Consider the following 23569-nt stretch of genomic DNA (forward strand, 5'->3'; position numbering starts at 1 on the left):
AACTATAATACCTTAATGTTAAATATTTTAAAGTTTTTTTCTACCCTAATAAACTTTAAGAAATTATCTTTGCAAAAACAGAAATTTGAAAACTTACAATTCAATTTTTAATTTTTCTTCAAAAAAGAAAACCATTTTGACCTTAGGAACATTTGACGGTGTTCACTTAGGACACCAATCTATTCTAAGTAAACTAAAAAAAGCAACACAACATGGTTTGTATGAATCTGTTGTTCTTACCTTTTTTCCTCACCCAAGAATGGTTTTAAATCAAGATAATAGCATCAAATTACTGAATACTATTGAAGAGAAAACCGCTTTGCTAAATAATTTTGGAATTGACACGTTAATCATTCATCCATTTGACGCAACATTTTCTAAATTAACTGCTGAAGATTTTGTTAAAACCATTTTGGTTGACCAACTCAATATTCAAAAAATTATCATCGGCTATGACCATCGTTTTGGTATTAATAGGAGTGCAAATATCGACGATTTAGTAAAATTTGGACTACACTATAATTTTGAAGTAGAACAAATTTCCGCCAAAGAAATAGACGATATTTCAGTAAGTTCAACAAAAATCAGAAAAGCACTTTTAGAAGGCAATGTAAAAATGGCAAACGATTATTTGAGTTATAATTATTGCTTTTCTGGAAAAGTAGTTGAAGGTAAAAAAAATGGAAGAATAATTGGCTATCCTACAGCAAACATCCAAGTTGAAGAAAACTACAAACTAATTCCTAAGAATGGCGTGTATATTGTTTCTAGTGAAATCAAAGGAACTCTTTTTTATGGAATGATGAATATTGGAACAAATCCAACGCTTGGAGAAAACGAACAAACCATAGAAATTCATTTTTTTAAATTTAATTCCGATATTTATGCTCAAAAAATAAAAATTTCGGTACTAGAATACATCCGAAAAGAACAAAAATTTGAATCTTTAGAAGCTTTAAAAGAGCAACTTGACAAAGACAAAGATTTTTCGATAAAATATTTAGCTGAGCATGAATCAACTTTTTTTTAAAAATATAGACAATTCACCTTTAATAGTCTTTCGAATTTTTTTCGGGTTTTTAATTGCATGCGAAAGTTTTGGGGCTATCCTTACTGGTTGGGTAAACAAAGTTTTAATTGCGCCTAAATTCACATTTTCATTTATTGGGCTCGATTGGCTGCAACCTTTACCAGGCTTTGGAATGTATTTTTATTTCATTATCATGGGATTGTTTGGCATCGCTATTATGCTAGGCTATCGATACAGAGTTGCAATTATATCTTATACAATTTTGTGGGCTGGTGTATATTTTATGCAAAAAACATCTTATAACAATCACTATTATTTATTATTGATTATTAGTTTTTATATGATTTTTTTACCCGCAAATCAATATGCTTCGCTAGATGTTAAACAGCAAAGGACTCTGGAGCAAAAAGCAATGCCATATTGGGTAAGTTTACTTTTCATTATTCAAGTTGCGATAGTGTATTTTTATGCTGCTATTGCCAAGTTTTACCCCGATTGGTTAAACGGAACTTTCACCCGAATTCTTCTCGCAGGAACAACGTCTAACGAGTTTTTTCTAACCCTATTTTCAAACAAGTATTTTTATCTTTTTATAGCTTATGCCGGAATTTTATTTGATTTACTAATTGTTCCGTTGTTATTATTCAAAAAAACAAGAACAATAGCATTAGTTGCTTCCTTATCGTTTCATCTTTTTAATGCAATTTTTTTACAAATCGGAATTTTTCCTTTTTTTGCATTGACTTTTAGTTTATTCTTTTATCCGCCTGAAAAAATTAGAAAATTATTTTTAAAGAACAAACCTGTTTTCAACGAATCTGTAGCTGAAAACCACGTTGGAAAACCAATTTTCTTGTTTTTTTTACTTCCATTTTTATTCATCCAATTGCTTTTACCTTTACGACATCATTTAATTGAAGGCGATGTATTGTGGACAGAAGAAGGACATCGCCTAAGCTGGCGAATGATGTTGCGAAAAAGAGACGGATTCATAAATTTTAAAATCAAAAACAACAATACAGGCGAAATGACTTCATACGATTATCATAAAAACCTTTCGCCTAAACAAGCCCGAACTTTAGCAACTAAACCCGATTTTATTTGGCAATATTGTCAAAAAATCAAGCAAGAATATCACGGTAAAAACATTAGTATTTTTATCGACTGCAAAAACAATATCAATAACGGCGAATTCAAAACACTAATTGATCCTAAACAAGATTTTGCAAAAGCCGAATGGAATTATTTTTGGCACAACGAATGGATTCTTCTAGAATAAAAATTTATAAAATCCCTTCCAATTAAGTTTGACTATTTTAAGAAGTATACCTACTTTTGCAACTCAAACAACACAACATAATGAACACAACAAAAAAAATTGCTTCGGCATTAATTTCTGTATTTGACAAAACAGGTTTAGAACCAATTGTTAAAGCCCTTCACCAAAACAATGTAACTATTTATTCTACCGGTGGAACTGAAACTTTTATTAAAGATTTAGGTATTCCAGTTGTCGCTGTAGAAGATATTACGTCTTTTCCTGAAATTTTAGGGGGAAGAGTAAAAACCTTACATCCAAAAATCTTCGGTGGTATTTTAAACCGTCAAGACCATGCGGGTGATGTGCAACAAATGCAAGAATTTAATATTCCGCAAATTGATTTAGTAATTGTGGATTTATATCCGTTTGAAAAAACAGTAGCTTCAGGAGCGAGTGAAGCTGATATTATAGAAAAAATTGACATCGGTGGAATTTCATTAATTAGAGCTGCTGCAAAAAATTTCAAAGACACGGTAATTGTTCCTTCTGTTGAACAATATGCTGCATTTTTAAATTTTTATACCGAAAATAACGGTGCAACTACTTTAGAAAACAGAAAATTATTAGCTTCAAGAGCTTTTAATGTTTCTTCACATTATGATGCAGCTATATTTAACTATTTCAATCAAGTTTTTGAAGAACCTGTTTTAAAAATTAGTGAGCAAAACGGAAACGTTCTGCGTTATGGCGAAAATCCACATCAAAAAGGATTTTTCTATGGCGATTTTGACAAAATGTTTACCAAAGTGCACGGAAAAGAATTGTCTTACAACAATTTATTAGACGTTGATGCTGCTGTGAATTTAATGAACGAATTCAAAGGTGACAATCCAACTTTCGCCATTTTAAAACACAACAATGCATGTGGATTAGCAACTAGAAATACCATGAAAGATGCGTATTTAGATGCTTTAGCGGGTGACCCAACTTCAGCTTTTGGTGGTGTTTTAATTGCAAATGGTAAAATTGATGTAGCTACAGCAAATGAAATCAATCAATTGTTCTGTGAAGTAGTCATTGCTCCAGCTTATGACCAAGAAGCAATTGATATTTTAGAAGAAAAGAAAAACAGAATCATCTTAATCCAAAACGAAGTTGAATTACCACAAACCACGGTACGTACATGTTTAAATGGCGTTTTAGTGCAAGATAAAGACAATGTTACCGACACAAAAGCACATTTAAAAACAGTTACAAATGTAGCGCCAACAGCAGAAGAAATTGAAGATTTATTGTTTGCTTCAAAAATTTGTAAGCACACCAAATCTAACACAATTGTGTTTGCAAAAAACAAACAATTATGTGCTTCTGGAACAGGACAAACGTCAAGAGTAGATGCATTGCGCCATGCAATTGAAAAAGCAACATCGTTTGAATTTGATTTAACGGGTGCTGTTATGGCAAGTGATGCTTTTTTCCCTTTTCCTGACTGTGTTGAAATTGCAAATAAAGCGGGAATTACTGCCGTTATTCAACCAGGTGGTTCAATAAAAGACGAATTAAGTATTACCTATTGCAATGACAATGCTATGGCAATGGTTTTTACAGGAATCCGTCATTTCAAACACTAATTAAAGTTAAAATAACTCTTAAAAAAGCGCATTAAAATAATATTTTTTAATGCGCTTTTTATTTTCGATTTATTCCAGAATATTTTCATACTTTTGTATGTCTAAAACAATTTTACACCAAACACCAAACCCTTTACATACTTATGGGATTTTTTGATTTCATGACTGAGGATATCGCAATTGACCTTGGCACCGCAAACACCTTAATTATTCACAACGATAAAGTTGTAATTGATAGTCCATCTATTGTGGCAAGAGACCGAATTACTGGCAAAATTATTGCTGTAGGTAAAGAGGCCAACATGATGCAAGGTAAAACACATGAAAACATTAAAACCATTCGTCCATTAAAAGATGGTGTTATTGCTGATTTCGATGCTTCGGAACAGATGATTAAATTGTTTATAAAAAGTATTCCAGCGTTAAAGAAAAAATTATTTACACCTGCGCTTCGTATGGTAATTTGTATTCCTTCGGGGATTACCGAAGTGGAAATGCGTGCAGTAAAAGAATCTGCTGAACGTGTAAACGGAAAAGAAGTATATTTAATTCATGAACCTATGGCAGCTGCAATTGGTATTGGTTTAGATATTATGCAACCAAAAGGAAATATGATTGTAGACATAGGTGGTGGAACTACAGAAATTGCAGTGATTGCGCTTGGTGGAATTGTTTGTGATAAATCGGTTAAAATTGCAGGAGACGTTTTTACGAATGATATTATTTATTACATGAGAACCCAACACAATTTATTTGTTGGAGAAACTACCGCAGAAAAAATAAAAATTCAAATTGGAGCGGCAACGGAAGATTTAGACAATGCCCCAGAAGATATGTCAGTTCAAGGAAGAGATTTACTTACGGGTAAACCGAAACAAGTAGACGTTTCTTACAGAGAAATTGCAAAAGCTTTAGACAAATCAATCCAGCGTATTGAAGATGCTGTAATGGAAACTTTATCGCAAACACCACCAGAATTAGCTGCTGACATTTACAACACAGGGATTTATCTTGCCGGTGGAGGTTCGATGCTAAGAGGATTAGATAAACGAATATCCTTAAAAACAGACTTACCTGTTTACATTGCAGAAGACCCATTAAGAGCCGTTGTACGCGGAACAGGAATGGCTTTAAAGAACATCAACAAATACAAAGGAATACTGATTAAATAAAAAATAGTCCATGCAGCAAATAATTAACTTTATCATAAAAAACAGCTATCGATTGCTGTTTTTGCTGCTTTTGGGTATATCCTTATCGCTTACCATAAAATCGCATTCGTATCATAGAAGTGAATATGTAAATTCTGCAAATGCAGTTACAGGAACTGTGTATGAGAAAATGAATGAAGCTAATGAATATTTGAGTTTAAAAGAAAAAAACAAAGAATTGGCCTCAGAAAATGCGTTGTTGAAAGAATTACTTTTCAATAAAAAAGACACATTACTTACTTCTAAAACTGTTTTTAGAAACGACTTGAATAATTTTAATGTGGTTGTAGCAAAAGCAGTAAAAAATTCTTTCAACAAAAGAGAAAATTATATCACAATAAATGCAGGAAGTCTTGCTGGAATTAAAACAGACATGGGCGTAGTGAACGACAAAGGAATTGTGGGATTGATTGAAAAAACTTCTCCAAACTATTCTACCATCCAGAGTATTTTGAATACCAAATCAAAAATCAATGCAAAAATCAAAAATTCTGATCATTTTGGATCATTGGTTTGGGATGGAAAAAATGTAGGATTTGCGCAATTAATCGATGTGCCACGTTTGGCTTCATTGCGAAAAGGTGATTCCATTGTTACTGGTGGAAATTCTGATATTTTTCCAGAGAATATTCCAATTGGAAAAATTGATAAAATTTTTATAGATAAAAAGACCAATTATTATACTATTAATGTTCGATTGTTTAACGACATGACATCTATTGGCTATGTGTATGTTATTGAAAATAAAATGAGAAAAGAGAAACAGCAATTAGAGGTAGAAACAGCAGCACCAAAAAAATAAGTGAACAATAATATTTTAAATAGCATTCGGTTTTTAGTGTTTTTAGCACTACAACTTTTGATTTTCAACAACATCAATTTGTTTGGATATCTAAATCCATATCCTTATGTATTGTTTATTCTTTTATATCCTGTTAATAGCAATAAATCGCTTTTATTGTTAAGCAGTTTTACTTTAGGTATTTTAATCGACATGTTTGCAAATTCAGGTGGTGTTCATGCAACTGCAGCCTTACTTTTAGCCTACATTAGACCCTCATTGTTCAAATTTGCATTTGGTCTAAGTTATGAATACCAAACTGTAAAAATTGCAGATAAGATTACACCCGAACGAATAACATTGCTACTGTTAGCGATATTTATACATCATTTTATTTTATTCTTTTTCGAATTTTTTAGAATTGATTTGATATTAACTGTACTTTTTAGAACACTCTTAAGTACTTTATTCACTTTTACAATTTCATTACTTATCATCTATTTAATCAAACCAAATAAACGATGAGAAAAATTGTTTTACCCGCAGTTATTATTGTAAGTTCAATTATCCTACTTACCAAAATTTTCTATTTACAAGTAATTGATGAAACTTTAAAACTTAAAGCCGAAAACAATGCTATTAAAAAAGTATTTGATTTTCCAGAGCGAGGTTATATTTATGATAGAAACGGAAAACTATTAGTTGCCAATCAGCCATCGTATGATATTATGGTCGTTCCTAGAGAAATTAAAGATATTGACACCACAGAATTTTGTAACTTATTAAACATTTCTAAGGAATATTTTATTAAAAAAATTGAAAAAGCGAACGTTTATAGCCCCCGACTCCCTTCTGTTTTTTTATCCCAATTAAACAAAGCGGAATATGCTGCATTTCAGGAAAAAGAACGAAAATTTGAAGGTTTTTATACCCAAAAAAGAGCTTTAAGAGATTATCAGGTGAAAGAATGCGCAAACATTTTCGGATTTATAACACAAGTTAATGAAGCCATCATTGATAAAAATCCGTATTACAATCCAGGAGATTTAATAGGAAAGCAAGGAGTTGAGCAAGAATATGAAGAAATTCTTCGTGGTGTTAAAGGTGTAAAATACCTGCTTAGAGACAAACACAATAAAATTATTGGCCCTTATAAAAATAGTGCATTTGACACCATTGCCCAACAGGGTAAAGACTTAACATTAACCATTGACCATGAATTGCAAAAATATGGTACCGAATTAATGATTAACAAAAGAGGTGGAATTGTAGCTATTGAACCTAAATCAGGCGAAATTTTAGCTTTAGTTTCTGCTCCAACATACGATCCTGCACTTTTAGTAGGCAGACAACGTTCAAAAAACTTCACTGCTTTATACAACGATTCAATTTCAAAACCATTGTATGATAGAAGTCTTCAAGCTACATATCCTCCTGGTTCTCCATTTAAAATTATAACCGGTTTAATTGGATTACATGAAGAAGTTATTGACGAACAAAGTACTTTTTATTGTAATGGTGGAGCAAACTTTGGTCGTTTCATGAAATGTCACTGTGGTTTACACACTTTACAATTGAACAATGGAACCTATAAATCGTGTAACAGTTATTTTGGAAACACGTATAAAAGAACCATTGAAAAATATAAAAATTCGTATTACAGTGTAGACAATTGGGCAAACCATGTAAAAAGTTTTGGCTTGGGTCAGTTTTTAGGTACTGATATGCCTATCGGTAGTAAAGGGCTAGTACCAACATCCAAAATGTACAAAAAAATGTACAATGGTGCTCCTATCAGAAGTTCATACATTATTTCAAATTCAATTGGACAAGGAGAAGTTTTAACCTCACCTATTCAGTTAGCAAATATGATGGCCGTTGTTGCAAATCAAGGATATTACTACACGCCTCACATCGTAAAAAAAATAAAAGGGCAACCTTTAGATAAAAAATTCACCACAAAACACTATTCTACTATTGACAAACAATATTTTCCGCCAATGATACAAGGATTGGCAGATGTTTATAACAACCCAATTGGAACCGCAGCTGGATTGAGAGTTGAAGGGCTAAATATCTGTGGCAAAACGGGAACAGCAGAAAACAAAATTAGAGTAGCCGGAAAAACTTATCAATTAAAGGATCACTCTATTTTTGTAGCCTTTGCGCCACAAGAAAACCCAACAATTGCAATTGCTGTGTTTATTGAAAACGGATATTGGGGAAGTCGTTGGGCAGGACCAATTGCAACCTTAATGGTTGAAAAATATGTTAATGGGCAAATAACAAGAAAAGATTTAGAAGAACGAATGCTTAACGGAAGCTTACTTCCAGAATATGAAAAAATAGAAAATATTATTTTTCAACGTTTTCCTGAGCAAAAGAAAGAAACAGACTCATTAAAAAAGACAGAAACAGCAATAGGCGAAGCCAGAAAAGAAGAAGAATCAAATTAAAATGAAAAATCAAAGCATAGGAAATAGTATCGATTGGATTTCGATTTTCATATACATTGCATTAGTGATAATGGGATGGATGACTATTTATTCTGCTTCGTTACCCATAGAAGAAACTTCAATTTTTGATTTATCCCAAACCTATGGTCGTCAAATGTTATTTATTGGATTAGCAATTCCATTAATTTTCATTGTTTTATTTACGGATGCAAAAATTTACGAACGTCTTTCCTTTGTTTTTTATGGCGTTGGTATTATTTTATTGTTAGGCCTTTTTGTGTTTGGAGTTACTAAAAAAGGGCAAACCAATTGGTATCAATTTGGAGGGTTTGGCTTTCAGCCATCAGAATTTGTTAAAATTGCAACCGGCTTATTACTCGCAAAATACATTAGTTATTCACAAATAAATTTCAAATTCACAAAACATCAAATCATAGGATTAGCTATAGTGGGACTTCCTGTATTTCTAATCTTATTACAACCCGATGCTGGAAGTGCCATGATTTTTATTTCGCTAATCTTTGTGCTTAACAGAGAAGGTTTACCAAGTTGGTATTTTATTTCAGGTATTGTAGCGATTGTTCTTTTCTTTGCTTCTTTAGTAATTCAACCTTTATATGTAGTTATAGCATTAGCAATTTTTATGATAATTCATTACATATTTAATAGAAAAATCACTCGAAACCCAATTGTCTACGGTTTATTATTTCTTGTTATGACTGCTTTCACGTATTCGGTGAGTTATGTATACGATTCGGTCTTAGAACCCCATCAAAAGGATCGTATTAATGTTCTCATTGGCGATAATGTAGATATGAAACGGGAAGGTTATAATTTAGACCAATCGATGATTGCAATTGGATCTGGTGGATTAACAGGGAAAGGTTATTTAGAAGGTACCCAAACAAAAGGAGGCTTTGTACCAGAACAACACACCGATTATATTTTTACAACCGTTGGTGAAGAATGGGGTTTTATAGGAAGTTTTACTGTAATTGCTTTATTCGTTGCCCTATTCCTAAGAATTATATATTTAGCCGAAAATCAAAAAACGAAATTTAGTAGAGTTTATGGCTATTGTGTTGCAACTTATTTATTTACTCACTTTTTTGTAAATATTGCTATGTTGATAAAATTGTTCCCAACCATTGGAGTACCACTACCCTTTTTCTCTTATGGAGGCTCAAGTTTATGGTCCTTTACAATTTTACTGTTTATTTTTATAAAACTTGATGCAAATAAAGTAAATGAATGGTAGTTTAAAAACTCCAATCTTTATAATTACTATTCATTTCAAATTTGATTTCAATTGAATCTTCTAGTTTTGGAAAAAAGTCAATTCCTGTCATTTTTTCAATTGAATCAACAGAGGTAACAAATTCATATAAAGGTGTATTAGAATTTTTATGGGGTACTAAAAATGCAATCATTCTTGAACCATCTTTAGTCAATAAAATTTTATAAAAGTAATTTGGGACTGAAACATCTTCTTTACCAATAGTTTTTAAATCGTCAGTTAAAATACCTCCAGTTATCACATAAATCCCATCATATTTTTCTGCCCAATATCTTGTCTTTTCTTCCAAACGATTCCAAACACCCGAGTTAAAATCGTGATCTTGAGGTGAAATATTAGAAGTAAAAAAAGTTTCTTTATAAGCATAATAGCTCGATTTTCTATCCCCAGCGGGGCACAAATGACCTTTATCATAACCTGATTTTTTATAATTTCTCCAATCGGCAGATTCAGTTTCCACTAATGGATCTTCAACAAAAAAAGGTCGTTCATAATTTGCATTTCCTAAATCAAAAGCATCTAAATCATAGGCAACCCATTCGCTTTGTTCATGTGCTTCAGAGTAAGAAAAAGCATATGCATCTCTTGAATAAACAGCATTGGTGGTAGATGTTGGATAAAAGTCAAAATCTTCAGGAATTGTTACAGAAGAATTACTGCTTTTATCCCTTATTTGGATATTTTCAAAATCACGAGAAACATCTTTACATGATAAAATCAAAACAATAAATAATAGAAAACTTACAATTTTTATCATTTGGCTTAGTTTTTGTTACCTTTGTAAAGGTAATTTTAAAATCCAAAATCATGAAAATAAAATTTTTAATTTTAGTAGGTTTATTTAGTTTGCAAGCCGCTATAGCCCAAGAACCTGTAGTTGATAGTGTTAAAGTTCAACAAGAAAAATTAGTGTTTGAACAACAAAAAGCAGAAAAAGAAAGAATGAAAGCTGAGCAAAAACAAATTAAAGAGGCTCAAAAAATAGAAAAAGAACGTCAAAAAGAACTAAAAAAAGCAGAAAAAGCTCAAAAAGACGCAGAAAGAGCACAGAGAAAAGCAGAAAAAGAAGTAAAAAAAGCTGAGAAGGCTGTTGCTAAAAGAGATAAGGCCAAAAAAAATGTAGACAAAGCCAAAAATAAAATTGAGCGAAACAAAAAAGATATAGAAAAAGATGAAGACAAATTTGAAAAGCTGAAAAGAAAAGGAAAACTATCTTCTGAAGACGAATTAAAATGGAGAGAGAAAATTCTGAAGAAACAAAATAAAACGTTAGATTTACAAAAAGACCTAAAAAAATCAGAAGACAAATTAAGAGAATTAGATTAAAAAAAATCCCGATTGAAAACAATCGGGATTTTTTTATGTTGAACAAGAATTAATTCATGCTTATTTTTTGTGGTAACGCTTTACCTTTTGAAGCTAATTTCATCTCCGTGATGATATTTAAAGTCTCATCCACATAAACATCTTTTTGCAAATCTTCATGCCAACGCTCACGTTTTTGTTTCAACAAAGTATCTTTTTCAAATAGCATTACTTCGTTTGGCAACGACTGAAATTTCAATTTATTGTTGTAATCTGAAATCGCTTTGAATTTTTTAATTTTTGTATCTGCAATATTCATTTGTTTTTTAAACTCATTCAAATTCAAGCTGAATACATTTTCATCTTTACGTTCAAAAATCCATTTCGCATTTTCGTCAATTAACTTGAAATTTGGATTTGATTCAATTCTTCGTTTAGAATTTGCAATAATATTTTCGTAGTTAACATTCATTGGACTGTATTTTGCTGGTTCAATTTTGTCCCAAGGCAAAGCACTTTCTTCATCACGCTCACCCATATCTAAATATGCAAAACGATCTGGAAACACAATGTCACTCTGAACACCTTCGCGCTGTGTAGAACCACCATTAATTCTGTAAAATTTTTGGATGGTAGTTTTTAAAGCACCTAAATCACCATACGAACTTCCTCTCACAAACTGATTCAAATCAATTACATTTTGGACAGTTCCTTTACCATATGAATGCTTACTTCCTACAACAATTCCTCTTTTATAATCCTGAATTGCAGCTGCAAAAATTTCTGAAGCCGAAGCTGAAAAATTATTAATCATTACTACAAGCGGTCCGTCATATTGTACTTTTTTATCTGGATCAGGTAAAATTTCAGGACTTCTTCCTGGTGCTTTTACTTGAACCACAGGTCCTTCTGGAATAAATAATCCAACCATTTTAACCACAGTTTCTAATGAACCTCCACCGTTATCGCGCAAATCCATTACAATTCCGTCTACATTTTGTTCTTTTAAACGCTCAATTTCAATGGCTACATCTTTAAATGCGTCTCTATTTTGTTTATTTTCAAAACTAATATAGAATTTTGGTAAATATATAATTCCGAATTTTTTTCCGTCTTTTTCAACTACTGATGATTTTGCAAATGTTTCTTCAGTTTCAACCTCATCTCTAATAATTGAAATTACTTTTAAAGAACCATCAACTTTTTTTACTGTTAATCTAACTTCGGTTCCTTTTGGCCCTTTAATTTTCTTAACTACATCATCTAAACGCATTCCTGCTACATCAATTGGTTCTTCTTTTCCTTGTCCAACTTTCAAAATTAAATCACCAGCTTCTAATTCTTTTCCTCTCCAAGCTGGACCTCCCGAAATTAGTTCTGAAACTTCAACCGCATCATTTTTCTTTTGTAAACGAGCGCCAATTCCTTGGAATGTTCCGCTCATGCTTACATCAAATTTTTCTTTATCCTCTGGTGAAAAATAGAATGTATGTGGATCAAATCGCTCCACAATAGAGTTTAAAAAGATTGAAAACCAATCATTTCTATCCAATTCATCTTGAATAAAATCAAAATATTCATTTAAAGATTTCAAAGAATTTTCACGTACTTCTTTCTCAATTTCATCAAATGATTTCACTTGATAAGCTACATCTTTAGCTTTCTTGTCTTCTTCTAACGTTTGTTTATCAGTAATTGAAGAAAGTGCTTGTAGTTTTAATTGTTTTCTCCATCGATCTGTCAACTCTCTTTTGCTTTTAACATACGGAAGCTTTTCATAATCAACATTAATACTTTCATTCGCATTAAAATCAAAAGGTTCTTCTAAAATATCCTTGTAAATAGTGCGTGATTCCTCCATTCTTTGTAACAAACGTGAATTGGTAATATTAAAGAACGTCAAGTCTTTATTCTTAATCATATCATCTATTTGAGTTTCATATTTGCTGAATTCATCAATATCGCTTTGCAAAAAGAAACGTTTAGTAGGATCAATTCCATCTAAATATTTTGCATAAACTTTCTTAGAAAAATCATCATTAATTTCCACCGGACTATAATGGCCCTTTTCTAAGACGAAGGTTAACAACTCTAAAAGCAACTTATCTTTTTCAGGATCTTCCTTTTTTTCATTCGGAATAAAACTCCATAACACTGCAGATAATGCAGTTATTAGCAAAATAACCTTATAATTTCTTTTCATAAATTCCACAATTCTTTTCATTAAAAAATTTTCAACTAAATTACACAAAAAATCATGCCACAAGTTAGCAAATTGCTATAAATTTTTGTTAAATCTATAAAAATAACAAAACAGAAAAAGGGTTTCGGTTTAAATTAATTAATTTAGCAAAAAATGTTTAAAATGTCAAAACCACTCATACTTGTTACAAACGACGACAGCATTGTTGCACCTGGAATTAGAGCTTTGATTGAAGTAATGAAAGAAATTGGCGACGTTGTAGTGGTTGCTCCAGACAGCCCACAAAGCGCCATGGGACACGCAATTACCATAAACAACACTCTAAAACTCGAAAAAGTACATTTGGACAAAGACCTTTCTCAAGAATACAGTTGTAGCGGAACACCTGTTGATTGTGTAAAAATTGCTGTAAATGAAATCTTGAAAAGAAAACCCGATTTATGTGTTTCTGGAATCAATCACGGATCGAATTCTTCAATTAATGTGATTTATTCTGGCACGATGAGTGCTGCTGTGGAAGCCGGAATTGAAGGAATTCCTGCTATCGGATTTTCGTTATTAGATTATAGTTGGGATGCCGATTTTGAACCGATAAAAAGCCATGTCAAGCAAATTGCTTTGGGCGTTTTAGAAAAAGGATTGCCCGAAGGTGTTATTTTAAACGTAAATTTTCCGAAATTAAGTAAAGAAAACATCAAAGGAATAAAAATTTGTCGCCAAGCAAAAGCCATGTGGCAAGAAGAATTTGACAAAAGAACGAATCCACAAGGAAAAGAATATTATTGGTTAACTGGTAAATTTGTCAATCAAGACAAAGGAACTGATACAGACGAATGGGCTTTAGAAAATGGTTATATTTCAATTGTTCCCGTTCAGTTTGATTTAACAGCACATCATGCCATTCAGCAATTGAATGCGTGGGATTTATAAAGAAAATATATGAAATCACCACTTAATAACTATTTTGCGTAAGCAAAAAACCATAATTGAAAGGTGATAACATATGTTACCAATAAAAAAATATGATTTAAACATATGAAATATTATATCATAGCAGGAGAAGCTTCGGGCGATTTACACGGCTCTAACTTAATGAAAGCGTTGTATGAAAAAGATTCAACAGCCGAAATTCGTTTTTGGGGTGGCGATTTAATGCAAAATGTAGGCGGAACTTTAGTAAAACACTATCGCGAATTAGCATTTATGGGTTTTATCGAAGTCATCATGAACCTAAAGACGATTTTGAACAACATCAAAATTTGTAAAAAAGACATTGAGGCGTTTCAACCAGATGCAATTATTTTCATTGATTACCCTGGTTTTAATATGCGCATTGCTACTTGGGCAAAAGAACGAAATATTCCAACACATTATTATATTTCACCTCAAATTTGGGCTTGGAAAGAAAATCGTATCAAAGCTATTAAACGCGATGTGGATTTTATGTATGTAATTCTTCCGTTTGAGAAGGATTTTTACGAGAAAAAACATCATTTTCCGGTTCATTTTGTTGGACATCCATTAATAGATGCCATTGCGAATCGAACTGAAATATCAGATGCCCTTTTTAGAACCGAAAATAATTTATCTAACAAACCAATAATTGCACTTTTGCCTGGAAGTAGAAAGCAAGAAATTTCAAAAATGCTTTCCATCATGCTTTCTGTTGTGAAAGATTTTCCAGAATATCAGTTTGTGATTGCAGGCGCTCCAAGTCAGGAATATGAATTTTATAAACCGTTTTTAACCAGCGATAATGTGAAATTTATTTCGAATAAAACCTATGATTTGTTGAGCCATTCGCAGGCCGCATTAGTAACTTCTGGAACTGCAACTTTAGAAACTGCCTTATTTAATGTTCCCGAAGTGGTTTGTTATAAAGGAAGTTATATTTCGTATCAAATTGCGAAACGAATTATCACGCTGAAATACATTTCATTGGTGAATTTAATCATGGATAAAGAAGTGGTTAAAGAGCTCATTCAAGAAGAATTGAATACGAAAAATTTAAAAATTGAATTGAAAAAAATTCTAAATCCAGAAAACAGAACCGTTTTACTTAAAAATTATGCCGAATTAAAACAAAATTTGGGTGGTGAAGGTGCGAGCCGAAAAACAGCAGAATTGATTGTGAATTCAATGAAAAAATAAAAATATTATTCATTTTAAACGAATTAACAAACCTTTTTTATACTTTTGATTTGAGATAGTCCCCAACTACAAAACTTAAAATACTTTAAAAACAGTTTTGTTTGAAAGTATTAAAATTTCCCCTACTTACCCTCACAATTAGTTTCACGATAGGCATTATTGTGTCATATCTTATGCCATTTTCTTTCCTCAAAATTGCATTGATGTTACTTTTAAATTCTTGCTTTTTTGGCTATTTGTATTGGAAAAGCAAAAAAGTTTTATTTCAAAACGTATATTTTGGAATTAGCACTTACCTACTTGTTTTTAACCTAGGAATGCTAAGCCATTATGTACATTCTGATGTTAATTCGGCTCAGCACTATACTAAAAAAGCAATTGAAGAAACAAATAGTATTCGTGCTATCGTTACTACCACTCTAAAACCAAATTTGAAATATAATAAATACTTCATAAGCGTTTTAAGTTTCAATAATGCCATTTCTTCTGGGAAAATTTTACTTTATGTCCCAAAAAACAATAGCCTACCGTTACATTCTGGTGATGAAGTTTGGCTTCACACTACTGTTTATGCTATTCCAAAAGCGTTTAATCCCTATCAATTTGATTATTCAAACTATTTAGAAAAGCAGCACGTTTATCATCAAATATACAGCCGTGAGAATGAAGTTAAAATTATTCAAACACATAAAACTTTGGACTTTTATATTGAAAAAATAAGAAATCAGTTAAGTAAAAGTTACGAAATACATCATTTTGAACCCAGAACCAAAGCCATCATTGACGCTTTAATTTTAGGTCAGCGATTAGAATTAGACAAAGAAACAATTACTGATTATTCTAATGCAGGAGTCATTCATATTTTAGCGATTTCTGGATTACATATTTCTATTATTTATTTCTTTATCCTGTTCCTATTGAAGCCGCTAAAAAGAATTCGATTTGGAGGCGAAATCCAATTACTAATTATATTAGGAATTTTATGGCTTTTTGCGTTGCTTACGGGTTTACCTGCTTCAGTTACAAGAGCAGTGACTTTATTTAGTTTTATTAGTATTGGAAAGTATTTTAACCAACCAAAAGCTATTTACAACGCATTAGCTATATCGGCTTTTCTAATTTTATTGGTAAAGCCAAATTCCATTTTCGATATTGGTTTTCAGTTGAGTTATGGTGCAGTTTTATCGATTGTTTTATTTCAACCTTTCTACAAAAAATTTTACTTTACAAAACACAAAATAGGGGTTTACTTTATAGATACCGTTTTGGTTTCTTTTGCAGCCCAAATTGGCGTTTTGCCTTTAAGTTTGTATTATTTTAATCAATTGCCTTTGCTTTTTTTATTGGCCAATTTGCTTATCATTCCGCTTTCAACAGTTGTTTTAATTGGTGGAATTAGCATACTATTTTTCAATTTTGTTATTCCGGATTTTGCCATTTTCTTAGGGAAAATATTAGCTTTAATAATAGAATTTATGAATAAATATATTCATTGGATTGCTCAATTTAAAAGCGGAATTATTACAAATATTTCATTTTCAGGATGGCTCACGTTTACATTATATTTGATTATAATTACATTTATATATTGGTTATATCACCGTACAATTAAAAATGTATCTTATATTTTAGTGACTATTTTGATTTTTCAATGGAGCTATATTAGTATAAAATGGAACGAAAATTACAGTAACGAATTAGTTATTTTCAACGAAAAATCAACTTTAATTGGAATCAAAAATCATAATAATGTGATTGCTTTTAGTGACGCCCCTGAACTGCATGCTACAACTTTAAATCATTATGCACGAGGTACATTTTCTGATTCGCTACGAATTTTTCCAATGCAAAATGTGATTTCTTTTCAAGATAAAAGAATTTTAGTTATTGATAGTTTGGGAATTTACAAAACTTCAGTTCGCCCAGAAATCATTGTATTAATTCAAAATCCAAGAATCAATCTTAGTCGATTACTAGGTGAACTCAAGCCTAAACTTATTATTGCGGATAAAAGCAATTACAAAAATAATTGTAAGCTTTGGGAAGCCACTTGCAGAAAAGAAAAAATCCCTTTTCATGCAATTGCCGAAAAGGGATTCTATACTATAAAATAAAATTATTTTTTCTTAATAATTTGATTGGCTCCGTCTAGCCAAACTTGAGGGCCACCAGCAACATAGCCCGTACTTCCTAAAGCAGTTAAATTTACTTTTGAATCGGTAGTTTTTGCTGCACTTACAAACCAAACTGTAGGATAACCTCTCACTTGAAGTTGTTGCTGTAATTGTGCATTTTGCAATTTAACCGCTTCATCTTGTGGCGTTCTTCTTGGAAAATCTAACTCAACTAAAACAACACTTTCTTTTGCCCATTTAATAAATTCTGGTGTTTTAAAAACTTCCTTTTGCAAACGAATACACCAACCGCACCAGTCTGAACCAGTAAAAAACAAGAACAAAGGTTTATTTTCTTTAATCGAAATATCTGTTGCTTTTGACATATCTGTATGCCAAGTTAATTCTTCTTGCGCTTGTATTGATACACTTGTCAAGGTTAAAAACGCGATAACTAAAATCTTCTTCATATTTATAATTTTATAAAACAAAATTAAGCAAAATGGATGCCAACTTTATTTTTTATCTTACACCGTGCATCAATTTTTTAATAATTGGTGTCATAACAAATGAAAGTGTTGCAACCACCAATGAAACAATTGCTAACATCCAGAAAAAATAACTCAATCCCTTTTCATCGGCTATTTTATCTATATTTTCTCCAAATTTAGCAGCACCTTTCATACCAATTGCAACAGCTAAATACCAAATACCAAACATCATTGCAATCATTCTAGCTGGCACCAATTTACTTACATAAGATAATCCAACAGGAGAAATACAAAGTTCTGCCATAGTTACAAAAAGATATACTAAAATTAAATAAATCATACTTACAGAAGCTGTTTTTGCACCTGGTTCGATTCCATCAGCTCCAATGGCAACAGTAATCATTCCAATAGCTAAAAATACCATTCCTAAAGCATATTTCATATTTGCTGAAGGATTGTATTTACTTTCCCACCATTTAGAAAACAAAGGGGCTAATGCAATAATATATAGGGAATTTAAAGATGAAAACCAAGAGGCAGGAACTTCTAAAGAATCTTCTGAAAATTGATTTTTTAACATCCAAATTGCTATTCCCCAAATAATAACAAAACTAGAAGCTAATACTAAATTAGCGACAGCATATTTTGAAAAGGTTTGTTTGAAAAGCAATAATAAAACCCATGTAATAATTCCTAATGGAACGACTACTATTGCAGCATTAACAATTTTAAAAATCATACCAGCATTTCCATCTAAAATTCTGTTAGTATAATCGTTTGCAAAAATGGTTAAAGTCCCTGGTGATTGTTCAAAAATTGCCCAGAAGAAAATAGTTAAGAAAGCAAAAAATGAAACCGCAATCATTTTTTCTTTAGTGATTTGAGAATAATTCATTAATCTATATACTAAAAGAAAAAGGAATAATAAAATTGCAATTAAAATAGTAAAATTATTACCCGATAATCCCATCACATCAAAATTAAATACATCTAATGCCCCATTTGTAATGATTTTAGCAGGTTCAAAAATAATCCAAACTAATCCTAAAATAGTCATTAAACCGATTAAAGCCAATTGCCAAACAGGGAATGGATTTAATTTATCGTTGTTTTCATCTGTTAATGCAACTTCTTTTTTAACTGGTTTTAAACCAATGTCACCAAAAATATTTTGGGATAACCAAAATTGAATTAATCCGAAAAGCATAAAAATACCTGCTAAACCGAATCCCCAATTCCAACCTACTTGCTCTCCTAAATAACCACAAAGAACAATTCCGAAGAACGCTCCAGAGTTTACTCCCATGTAAAAGATAGTATATGCTCCATCTTTCTTCTCTGGTCTGTCCTTATACATTTCAGATACAATTGAAGTCATATTTGGTTTAAAAAATCCATTTCCAAAAACTAACAATATTAATCCTGTATATATGAAAAAAGGAGTTTCTAATGCCATAGAACCATGTCCAAGAGTCATTAATAAAGCTCCAATTACAACAGCCCATCTATACCCAATTTTTTTATCGGCAAAATAACCACCCATCATAGTTGAAAGGTAAACAAGTCCCACATAAGAGCCAAAAAGAGCCATTGCTTGTTCACGAGTCCAATCCCATCCACCATTTAGTGCAGTTGAAGTGAAGAACATTACCAAAAGAGCTCGCATTCCGTAAAACGAGAATCGTTCCCACATTTCGGTAAAAAACAGAACGAATAAACCACTTGGGTGACCTAAAACGGTACTTTTAAAAAATTGATCAGTTGAGTTTTCTGTATTCATATGTAATTAGTTGTTTAGTTCTTTGTCGACACCATGCATTAATTTTTTAATGATAGGCGATAAAATTAATAATAATATTCCGAATCCTATTCCAGTGTAAAATAAGTATTCAAATAATTTCAAATAACTTTGTTTTGCTAAGTTTAAATCTGGTGCAGTTCCGGTTGAAGTGTCAATAGAAGCAATATTAGCTAAAACAGAAGCAATAAATTCTGAACTTGCAGTTGCTAAAAACCAAACACCCATCATAAATCCAACAATTTTTACGGGTGAAAGTTTAGTTACAGCAGACAATCCTACTGGTGATAGACTCAATTCTCCACAAGTATGTAGTAAATACGTTAAAATCAACCAAAAAGCGGCTACTTTTCCTGTTTCAGAAATATTAATTCCTAAAACTAAAGAACCAAAACCTAATCCAACTAAAATTAAAGCAAGAGAAAATTTTACGGCAGTATTAGGATTATATTTTCCTAATTTGACCCACATCCAAGCAAAAACTGGAGCTAATAAAATAATAAATAATGCATTAAAACTTAAAAACTGACCAGCTGTTAATTCAAAACCTAATACGTTTCTATCCAAAATTCTATCTGCAAATAAATTTAAAGAAGTATAAGCTTGTTCAAACAAAGCCCAAAAAACAATTGTAAACACAATCAAAATAGTCAAAGCTATTAATTGATCTCTTTCTTTTCCACTTAATTGAGTTACTGCATAATAAACTATATATAGAAATGATAAACCACCTGCAATTTTTAAAATCCATGAAACAGCATCATGACTTTGTACCATTTGCCAAAAAAACAACGCCGACAAAGCACTTGCAATATAAATTAACCATTCATTTTTAACACCAAATGAATTTTTAGATAAAAATTCAGGGACTTTTGATTCACCTTTTCCTTCTAAAAATCTTTTACCAGAAATAAATGTTATTAATCCAAAGAACATTCCAATTCCTGCCGCTCCAAAACCATAACTCCAACCATAATTTTCACCTAACCATGCACAAACAATTGTCGCCAAAAAAGAACCTAAGTTAATTCCCATGTAAAAAATGGTAAAGCCTGAATCTCTTCGTTTGTCTCCAGCAACATATAACTCACCAACTAAAGACGAAATATTTGCTTTTAAAAATCCAACACCAACAATTATAAGTGATAATGAAAAATAAAAAACCTGTAAAGCAGCATTATCTCTGACTATTTCACCAGTCATCGATTGTGTTGCCGCGTTGCCTTCATAGGCCATTCCTAAATGTCCTAAAACCAACATTACACCTCCAAATATGATAGCTTTTCTGAACCCTAAATATTTATCAGCGATAAAGCCTCCAATAACAGGAACTGCATATACTAAAGCTGCGTAACTTCCGATTAACAAGTTTCCAGAATCGTCTGAAAATAAATGATATTTTGTTAAATAAAAAATTAATAAAGCTTTCATTCCATAAAATGAAAACCGTTCCCACATTTCAGTGAAAAACAGAATAAATAAACCTTTTGGATGTCCAAAAAAAGTTTCCCCTGAAGTTTTTAGTGTTGTCATAGTTTATAATTTTTCTTTAATAAAATTAGTCATTTTAGTATACAATTGTAAACGTGTTTTACCACCGTAAATTCCGTGATTTTTATCTGGATAAATTGCCCAATCGAATTGTTTGTTGGCTTGGACTAACGCTTCAACCATTTTCATTGTATTTTGCACATGCACGTTATCGTCAGCTGTTCCGTGAACTAATAAAAAGTTCCCTTTTAATTTACTCACATGATTAATTGGCGAGTTGTTATCATAACCACTTGCATTTTCTTGCGGAGTTTGCATGTAACGCTCAGTGTAAATACTATCATAATATCTCCAAGAAGTTACTGGAGCCACTGCAATTGCCATTTTGAATACGTCAGCTCCTTGGAACAAACAGTTTGACGACATGAATCCACCATAACTCCATCCAAAAATTCCAATTCTTGAAGCGTCTACATAGTTATATTTTCCAATTACCTTAGCAGCATCAATTTGATCTTCAACTTCATATTTTCCTAATTCTTTTTGCGTACATTTTTTGAAAGCAGCTCCTTTGAAACCTGTTCCTCTTCCATCAACACAAGCGACAATGTAACCTTGTTGGGCTAACATCATAAACCAATAATCATCTGTACTATTCCAAGCATTATCTACTTGTTGCGATCCTGGGCCAGAATATTGATACATGAAAACTGGATATTTCTTAGTAGTATCAAAGTTTTTCGGTTTAATCATCCAAGCGTTTAGTTTGTGTCCTTTTTCGGTAGTAAGTTCGAAAAACTCTTTCGGTGCCACATCATATTTTGCTAACTTAGCTTCAACAGCTTCATTAGAAACAATTGTTTTCACAACTGCTCCCGTTTTAGAATCGTTTAAAGTGTACATTGGTGCTGATGTTGCACTTGAATACGTATTGATGAAATATTGAAAATTTGGACTAAAAGTTGCCGAATTTGTTCCCGTTTTTGATGACAATCTCACTTTAGATTTTCCATCAATTTTGATAGCGTAAACATCTCTGTTGATTGAACCATTTTCTACTGATTGATAGTAAATCATTCCTGATTTTTCATCAAAACCATAATAGTTTGTTACTTCCCATTTTCCAGAAGTAATTTGCTTTTTTAGCTTTCCTGTTTTATCGTAGTGGTAAATATGATTGAATCCGTCTTTTTCTGACGTCCAAATGAAGCTATTGTCTTTCAAGAAAGTTAAGTTATCAGTCACATCAACATAAGCGTTATCTTTTTCGTTTAAAACAATTTTAGTAACACCCGTAGTTCCATCAACAAAATGTAAGTCTAAATTATTTTGGTGGCGATTCATAACTTGAACACTTAACGTATTTGCATCGCTAGTCCATTTGATTCTTGGAATGTAAAAATCTTTGTAATCTCCTAAGTTGATTTTTTTTGTAGTTCCCGTTTTTAAATCAAAAATATGTAAGGAAACAATTGCATTTTTTTCACCTGCTTTTGGATATTTAAAAACCGTTTGTGTTGGATACAAACCTTGATCATACATATCCATTGAGAATTCTGGAACTTCGGTTTCATCAAATTTGATGTACGCAATTTTGTTTCCAGAAGCATTCCAATCGTAGGCTTTTACAAAAGCAAATTCTTCTTCATAAACCCAATCAGTAATACCATTAATGATATGATTTTTCTTTCCGTCTTGCGTAATCTGAATTGAAGCACCTGAAATTAAATCATAAACATATAGGTTATTTTCAAAAGCATATCCAATTTTAGTTCCATCAGCAGAAAAAGTAGGCTCTTGAACTTGATTGCTTGTGAATTTACTTACTTTTTTTGAAGCAATATCATACACAAAATAATCTGCGGTAAATGAATGGCGAAAAATAGGATTTGAATTGGTTGCAATCAAGATTTTTTTCTCATTTTGGTCAAATGAATAACTATCAATTGAAGTTACTTCTGAGTGGTTTTTTGTATCAAATAAAGTACTTACTTTTTCTAAAGTTGCAAAATCATACAAATCGATTTGGAAACTTTTAGTAGCTCTGTCAAAATTTAACACTGTATATTGATTGGTGTTTTTCATGGCACTTAGAGCATCCATTCCTTTAGTTCTAAAGGCTCCACCCCAAATTTCTTCTAAAGTAATTTTTTGTTGCCCAACAACTGATAATGAGGTTGCTAGAACAAATAATAGTAATAAACTGATTTTTTTCATAACATATTCGCTTTTAAAGACCCCAATTTTAGTGAAAATTTATCAAATAACCATAATTTTAACTTCAATTAATCAAGTTTTTGATTTATAAAAAATATTTCGCTACATTTATAATGGAAATTTAAAATTCTG

The 23569-nt window shown here is 31.6% G+C and carries 18 protein-coding genes; 12 read left to right on the plus strand and 6 right to left on the minus strand.

The annotated features are described in order from the left end of the window. Positions 1-85 precede the first annotated feature (85 nt). The 8 genes from OLM52_RS09850 to rodA all read left to right on the plus strand — a co-directional run bounded on the left by OLM52_RS09850 (position 86) and on the right by rodA (position 9628). Positions 86-1030, plus strand: a complete 945-nt coding sequence (locus OLM52_RS09850) for a bifunctional riboflavin kinase/FAD synthetase (protein ID WP_264548343.1) — start codon at positions 86-88, stop codon at positions 1028-1030. Further along, complete coding sequence (locus tag OLM52_RS09855) at positions 1011-2309, plus strand: HTTM domain-containing protein (RefSeq protein WP_264548344.1); 1299 nt, start codon at positions 1011-1013, stop codon at positions 2307-2309. Before OLM52_RS09850 ends, OLM52_RS09855 begins: the two co-directional genes overlap by 20 nt. 80 nt (positions 2310-2389) lie before the next feature. Beyond that, positions 2390-3922 carry a bifunctional phosphoribosylaminoimidazolecarboxamide formyltransferase/IMP cyclohydrolase gene (purH, locus tag OLM52_RS09860; protein ID WP_264548345.1) on the plus strand — a complete coding sequence of 511 codons (1533 nt, stop codon included), beginning with the start codon at positions 2390-2392 and terminating at the stop codon, positions 3920-3922. Positions 3923-4065: 143 nt separating this feature from the next. After that, positions 4066-5094 (plus strand): rod shape-determining protein, encoded by a 1029-nt coding sequence (locus OLM52_RS09865; protein WP_264548346.1) that lies wholly within the window; start codon positions 4066-4068, stop codon positions 5092-5094. Between the two features lie 10 nt (positions 5095-5104). Further along, a complete protein-coding gene (mreC, locus tag OLM52_RS09870; RefSeq protein WP_264548347.1) occupies positions 5105-5935 on the plus strand; it encodes a rod shape-determining protein MreC in 831 nt (276 codons plus the stop codon). Further along, positions 5936-6439 carry a rod shape-determining protein MreD gene (locus OLM52_RS09875; RefSeq protein WP_264548348.1) on the plus strand — a complete coding sequence of 168 codons (504 nt, stop codon included), beginning with the start codon at positions 5936-5938 and terminating at the stop codon, positions 6437-6439. It begins immediately after the preceding gene. Next, positions 6436-8370: a penicillin-binding protein 2 gene (gene mrdA, locus OLM52_RS09880; RefSeq protein WP_264548349.1), complete on the plus strand. Its 1935-nt coding sequence runs from the start codon at positions 6436-6438 to the stop codon at positions 8368-8370. Before OLM52_RS09875 ends, mrdA begins: the two co-directional genes overlap by 4 nt. A gap of 1 nt (position 8371) precedes the next feature. Continuing rightward, entirely contained in the window at positions 8372-9628 is a 1257-nt protein-coding gene (gene rodA / locus OLM52_RS09885) for a rod shape-determining protein RodA (RefSeq protein ID WP_264548350.1), read from the plus strand. 1 nt (position 9629) lies between these two features. Here rodA and OLM52_RS09890 read toward each other — a convergent pair whose 3' ends face one another. Beyond that, the gene (locus OLM52_RS09890) at positions 9630-10424 is read right to left on the minus strand and encodes a DNA/RNA non-specific endonuclease (RefSeq protein WP_264548351.1); all 795 of its coding nucleotides are present in this window, start codon (positions 10422-10424) and stop codon (positions 9630-9632) included. Positions 10425-10474: 50 nt separating this feature from the next. Here OLM52_RS09890 and OLM52_RS09895 point away from each other — a divergent pair, with 50 nt between their 5' ends. Continuing rightward, the gene (locus OLM52_RS09895) at positions 10475-10993 is read left to right on the plus strand and encodes a hypothetical protein (RefSeq protein ID WP_264548352.1); all 519 of its coding nucleotides are present in this window, start codon (positions 10475-10477) and stop codon (positions 10991-10993) included. 49 nt (positions 10994-11042) lie between these two features. Here the strand turns inward: OLM52_RS09895 and OLM52_RS09900 are convergent, their stop codons facing one another. Beyond that, the gene (locus OLM52_RS09900) at positions 11043-13196 is read right to left on the minus strand and encodes a carboxy terminal-processing peptidase (RefSeq protein ID WP_264548353.1); all 2154 of its coding nucleotides are present in this window, start codon (positions 13194-13196) and stop codon (positions 11043-11045) included. Between the two features lie 141 nt (positions 13197-13337). On the opposite strand from OLM52_RS09900, the gene surE reads away from it, so the two are divergent. From surE to OLM52_RS09915, 3 genes are all read left to right on the plus strand, one after another. After that, positions 13338-14105 carry a 5'/3'-nucleotidase SurE gene (gene surE, locus OLM52_RS09905; protein ID WP_264548354.1) on the plus strand — a complete coding sequence of 256 codons (768 nt, stop codon included), beginning with the start codon at positions 13338-13340 and terminating at the stop codon, positions 14103-14105. A 105-nt stretch (positions 14106-14210) separates the two neighbouring features. Continuing rightward, the gene (lpxB, locus tag OLM52_RS09910; protein ID WP_264548355.1) at positions 14211-15326 is read left to right on the plus strand and encodes a lipid-A-disaccharide synthase; all 1116 of its coding nucleotides are present in this window, start codon (positions 14211-14213) and stop codon (positions 15324-15326) included. A 173-nt stretch (positions 15327-15499) separates the two neighbouring features. Continuing rightward, complete coding sequence (locus OLM52_RS09915) at positions 15500-17440, plus strand: ComEC/Rec2 family competence protein (RefSeq protein ID WP_264548356.1); 1941 nt, start codon at positions 15500-15502, stop codon at positions 17438-17440. Between the two features lie 2 nt (positions 17441-17442). Here OLM52_RS09915 and OLM52_RS09920 read toward each other — a convergent pair whose 3' ends face one another. The 4 genes from OLM52_RS09920 to OLM52_RS09935 are packed head-to-tail and all read right to left on the minus strand — an operon-like array spanning position 17443 to position 23437. Beyond that, the gene (locus OLM52_RS09920) at positions 17443-17910 is read right to left on the minus strand and encodes a thioredoxin family protein (RefSeq protein WP_264548357.1); all 468 of its coding nucleotides are present in this window, start codon (positions 17908-17910) and stop codon (positions 17443-17445) included. Positions 17911-17962: 52 nt separating this feature from the next. Beyond that, a complete protein-coding gene (locus OLM52_RS09925; RefSeq protein ID WP_264548358.1) occupies positions 17963-19711 on the minus strand; it encodes a peptide MFS transporter in 1749 nt (582 codons plus the stop codon). A 6-nt stretch (positions 19712-19717) separates the two neighbouring features. Next, a complete protein-coding gene (locus OLM52_RS09930) occupies positions 19718-21262 on the minus strand; it encodes a peptide MFS transporter (protein WP_264548359.1) in 1545 nt (514 codons plus the stop codon). Between the two features lie 3 nt (positions 21263-21265). Further along, positions 21266-23437, minus strand: a complete 2172-nt coding sequence (locus OLM52_RS09935; protein ID WP_264548360.1) for a S9 family peptidase — start codon at positions 23435-23437, stop codon at positions 21266-21268. Between the last annotated feature and the right edge of the window lie 132 nt (positions 23438-23569).

This window comes from Flavobacterium sp. N2820 (assembly GCF_025947285.1).
Lineage (GTDB): Bacteria > Bacteroidota > Bacteroidia > Flavobacteriales > Flavobacteriaceae > Flavobacterium.

Coding starts and splice junctions, on each gene's coding strand:
- OLM52_RS09920 (WP_264548357.1), bottom strand. CDS start 17,910: ATGAAGAAGATTTTAGTTATCGCGTTTTTAACCTTGACAAGTGTATCA.
- rodA (WP_264548350.1), top strand. CDS start 8,372: ATGAAAAATCAAAGCATAGGAAATAGTATCGATTGGATTTCGATTTTC.
- OLM52_RS09925 (WP_264548358.1), bottom strand. CDS start 19,711: ATGAATACAGAAAACTCAACTGATCAATTTTTTAAAAGTACCGTTTTA.
- OLM52_RS09935 (WP_264548360.1), bottom strand. CDS start 23,437: ATGAAAAAAATCAGTTTATTACTATTATTTGTTCTAGCAACCTCATTA.
- OLM52_RS09930 (WP_264548359.1), bottom strand. CDS start 21,262: ATGACAACACTAAAAACTTCAGGGGAAACTTTTTTTGGACATCCAAAA.
- purH (WP_264548345.1), top strand. CDS start 2,390: ATGAACACAACAAAAAAAATTGCTTCGGCATTAATTTCTGTATTTGAC.
- mreC (WP_264548347.1), top strand. CDS start 5,105: ATGCAGCAAATAATTAACTTTATCATAAAAAACAGCTATCGATTGCTG.
- OLM52_RS09895 (WP_264548352.1), top strand. CDS start 10,475: ATGAAAATAAAATTTTTAATTTTAGTAGGTTTATTTAGTTTGCAAGCC.
- OLM52_RS09900 (WP_264548353.1), bottom strand. CDS start 13,196: ATGAAAAGAATTGTGGAATTTATGAAAAGAAATTATAAGGTTATTTTG.
- surE (WP_264548354.1), top strand. CDS start 13,338: ATGTCAAAACCACTCATACTTGTTACAAACGACGACAGCATTGTTGCA.
- OLM52_RS09865 (WP_264548346.1), top strand. CDS start 4,066: ATGGGATTTTTTGATTTCATGACTGAGGATATCGCAATTGACCTTGGC.
- OLM52_RS09890 (WP_264548351.1), bottom strand. CDS start 10,424: ATGATAAAAATTGTAAGTTTTCTATTATTTATTGTTTTGATTTTATCA.
- OLM52_RS09915 (WP_264548356.1), top strand. CDS start 15,500: ATGCCATTTTCTTTCCTCAAAATTGCATTGATGTTACTTTTAAATTCT.
- mrdA (WP_264548349.1), top strand. CDS start 6,436: ATGAGAAAAATTGTTTTACCCGCAGTTATTATTGTAAGTTCAATTATC.
- OLM52_RS09855 (WP_264548344.1), top strand. CDS start 1,011: ATGAATCAACTTTTTTTTAAAAATATAGACAATTCACCTTTAATAGTC.
- lpxB (WP_264548355.1), top strand. CDS start 14,211: ATGAAATATTATATCATAGCAGGAGAAGCTTCGGGCGATTTACACGGC.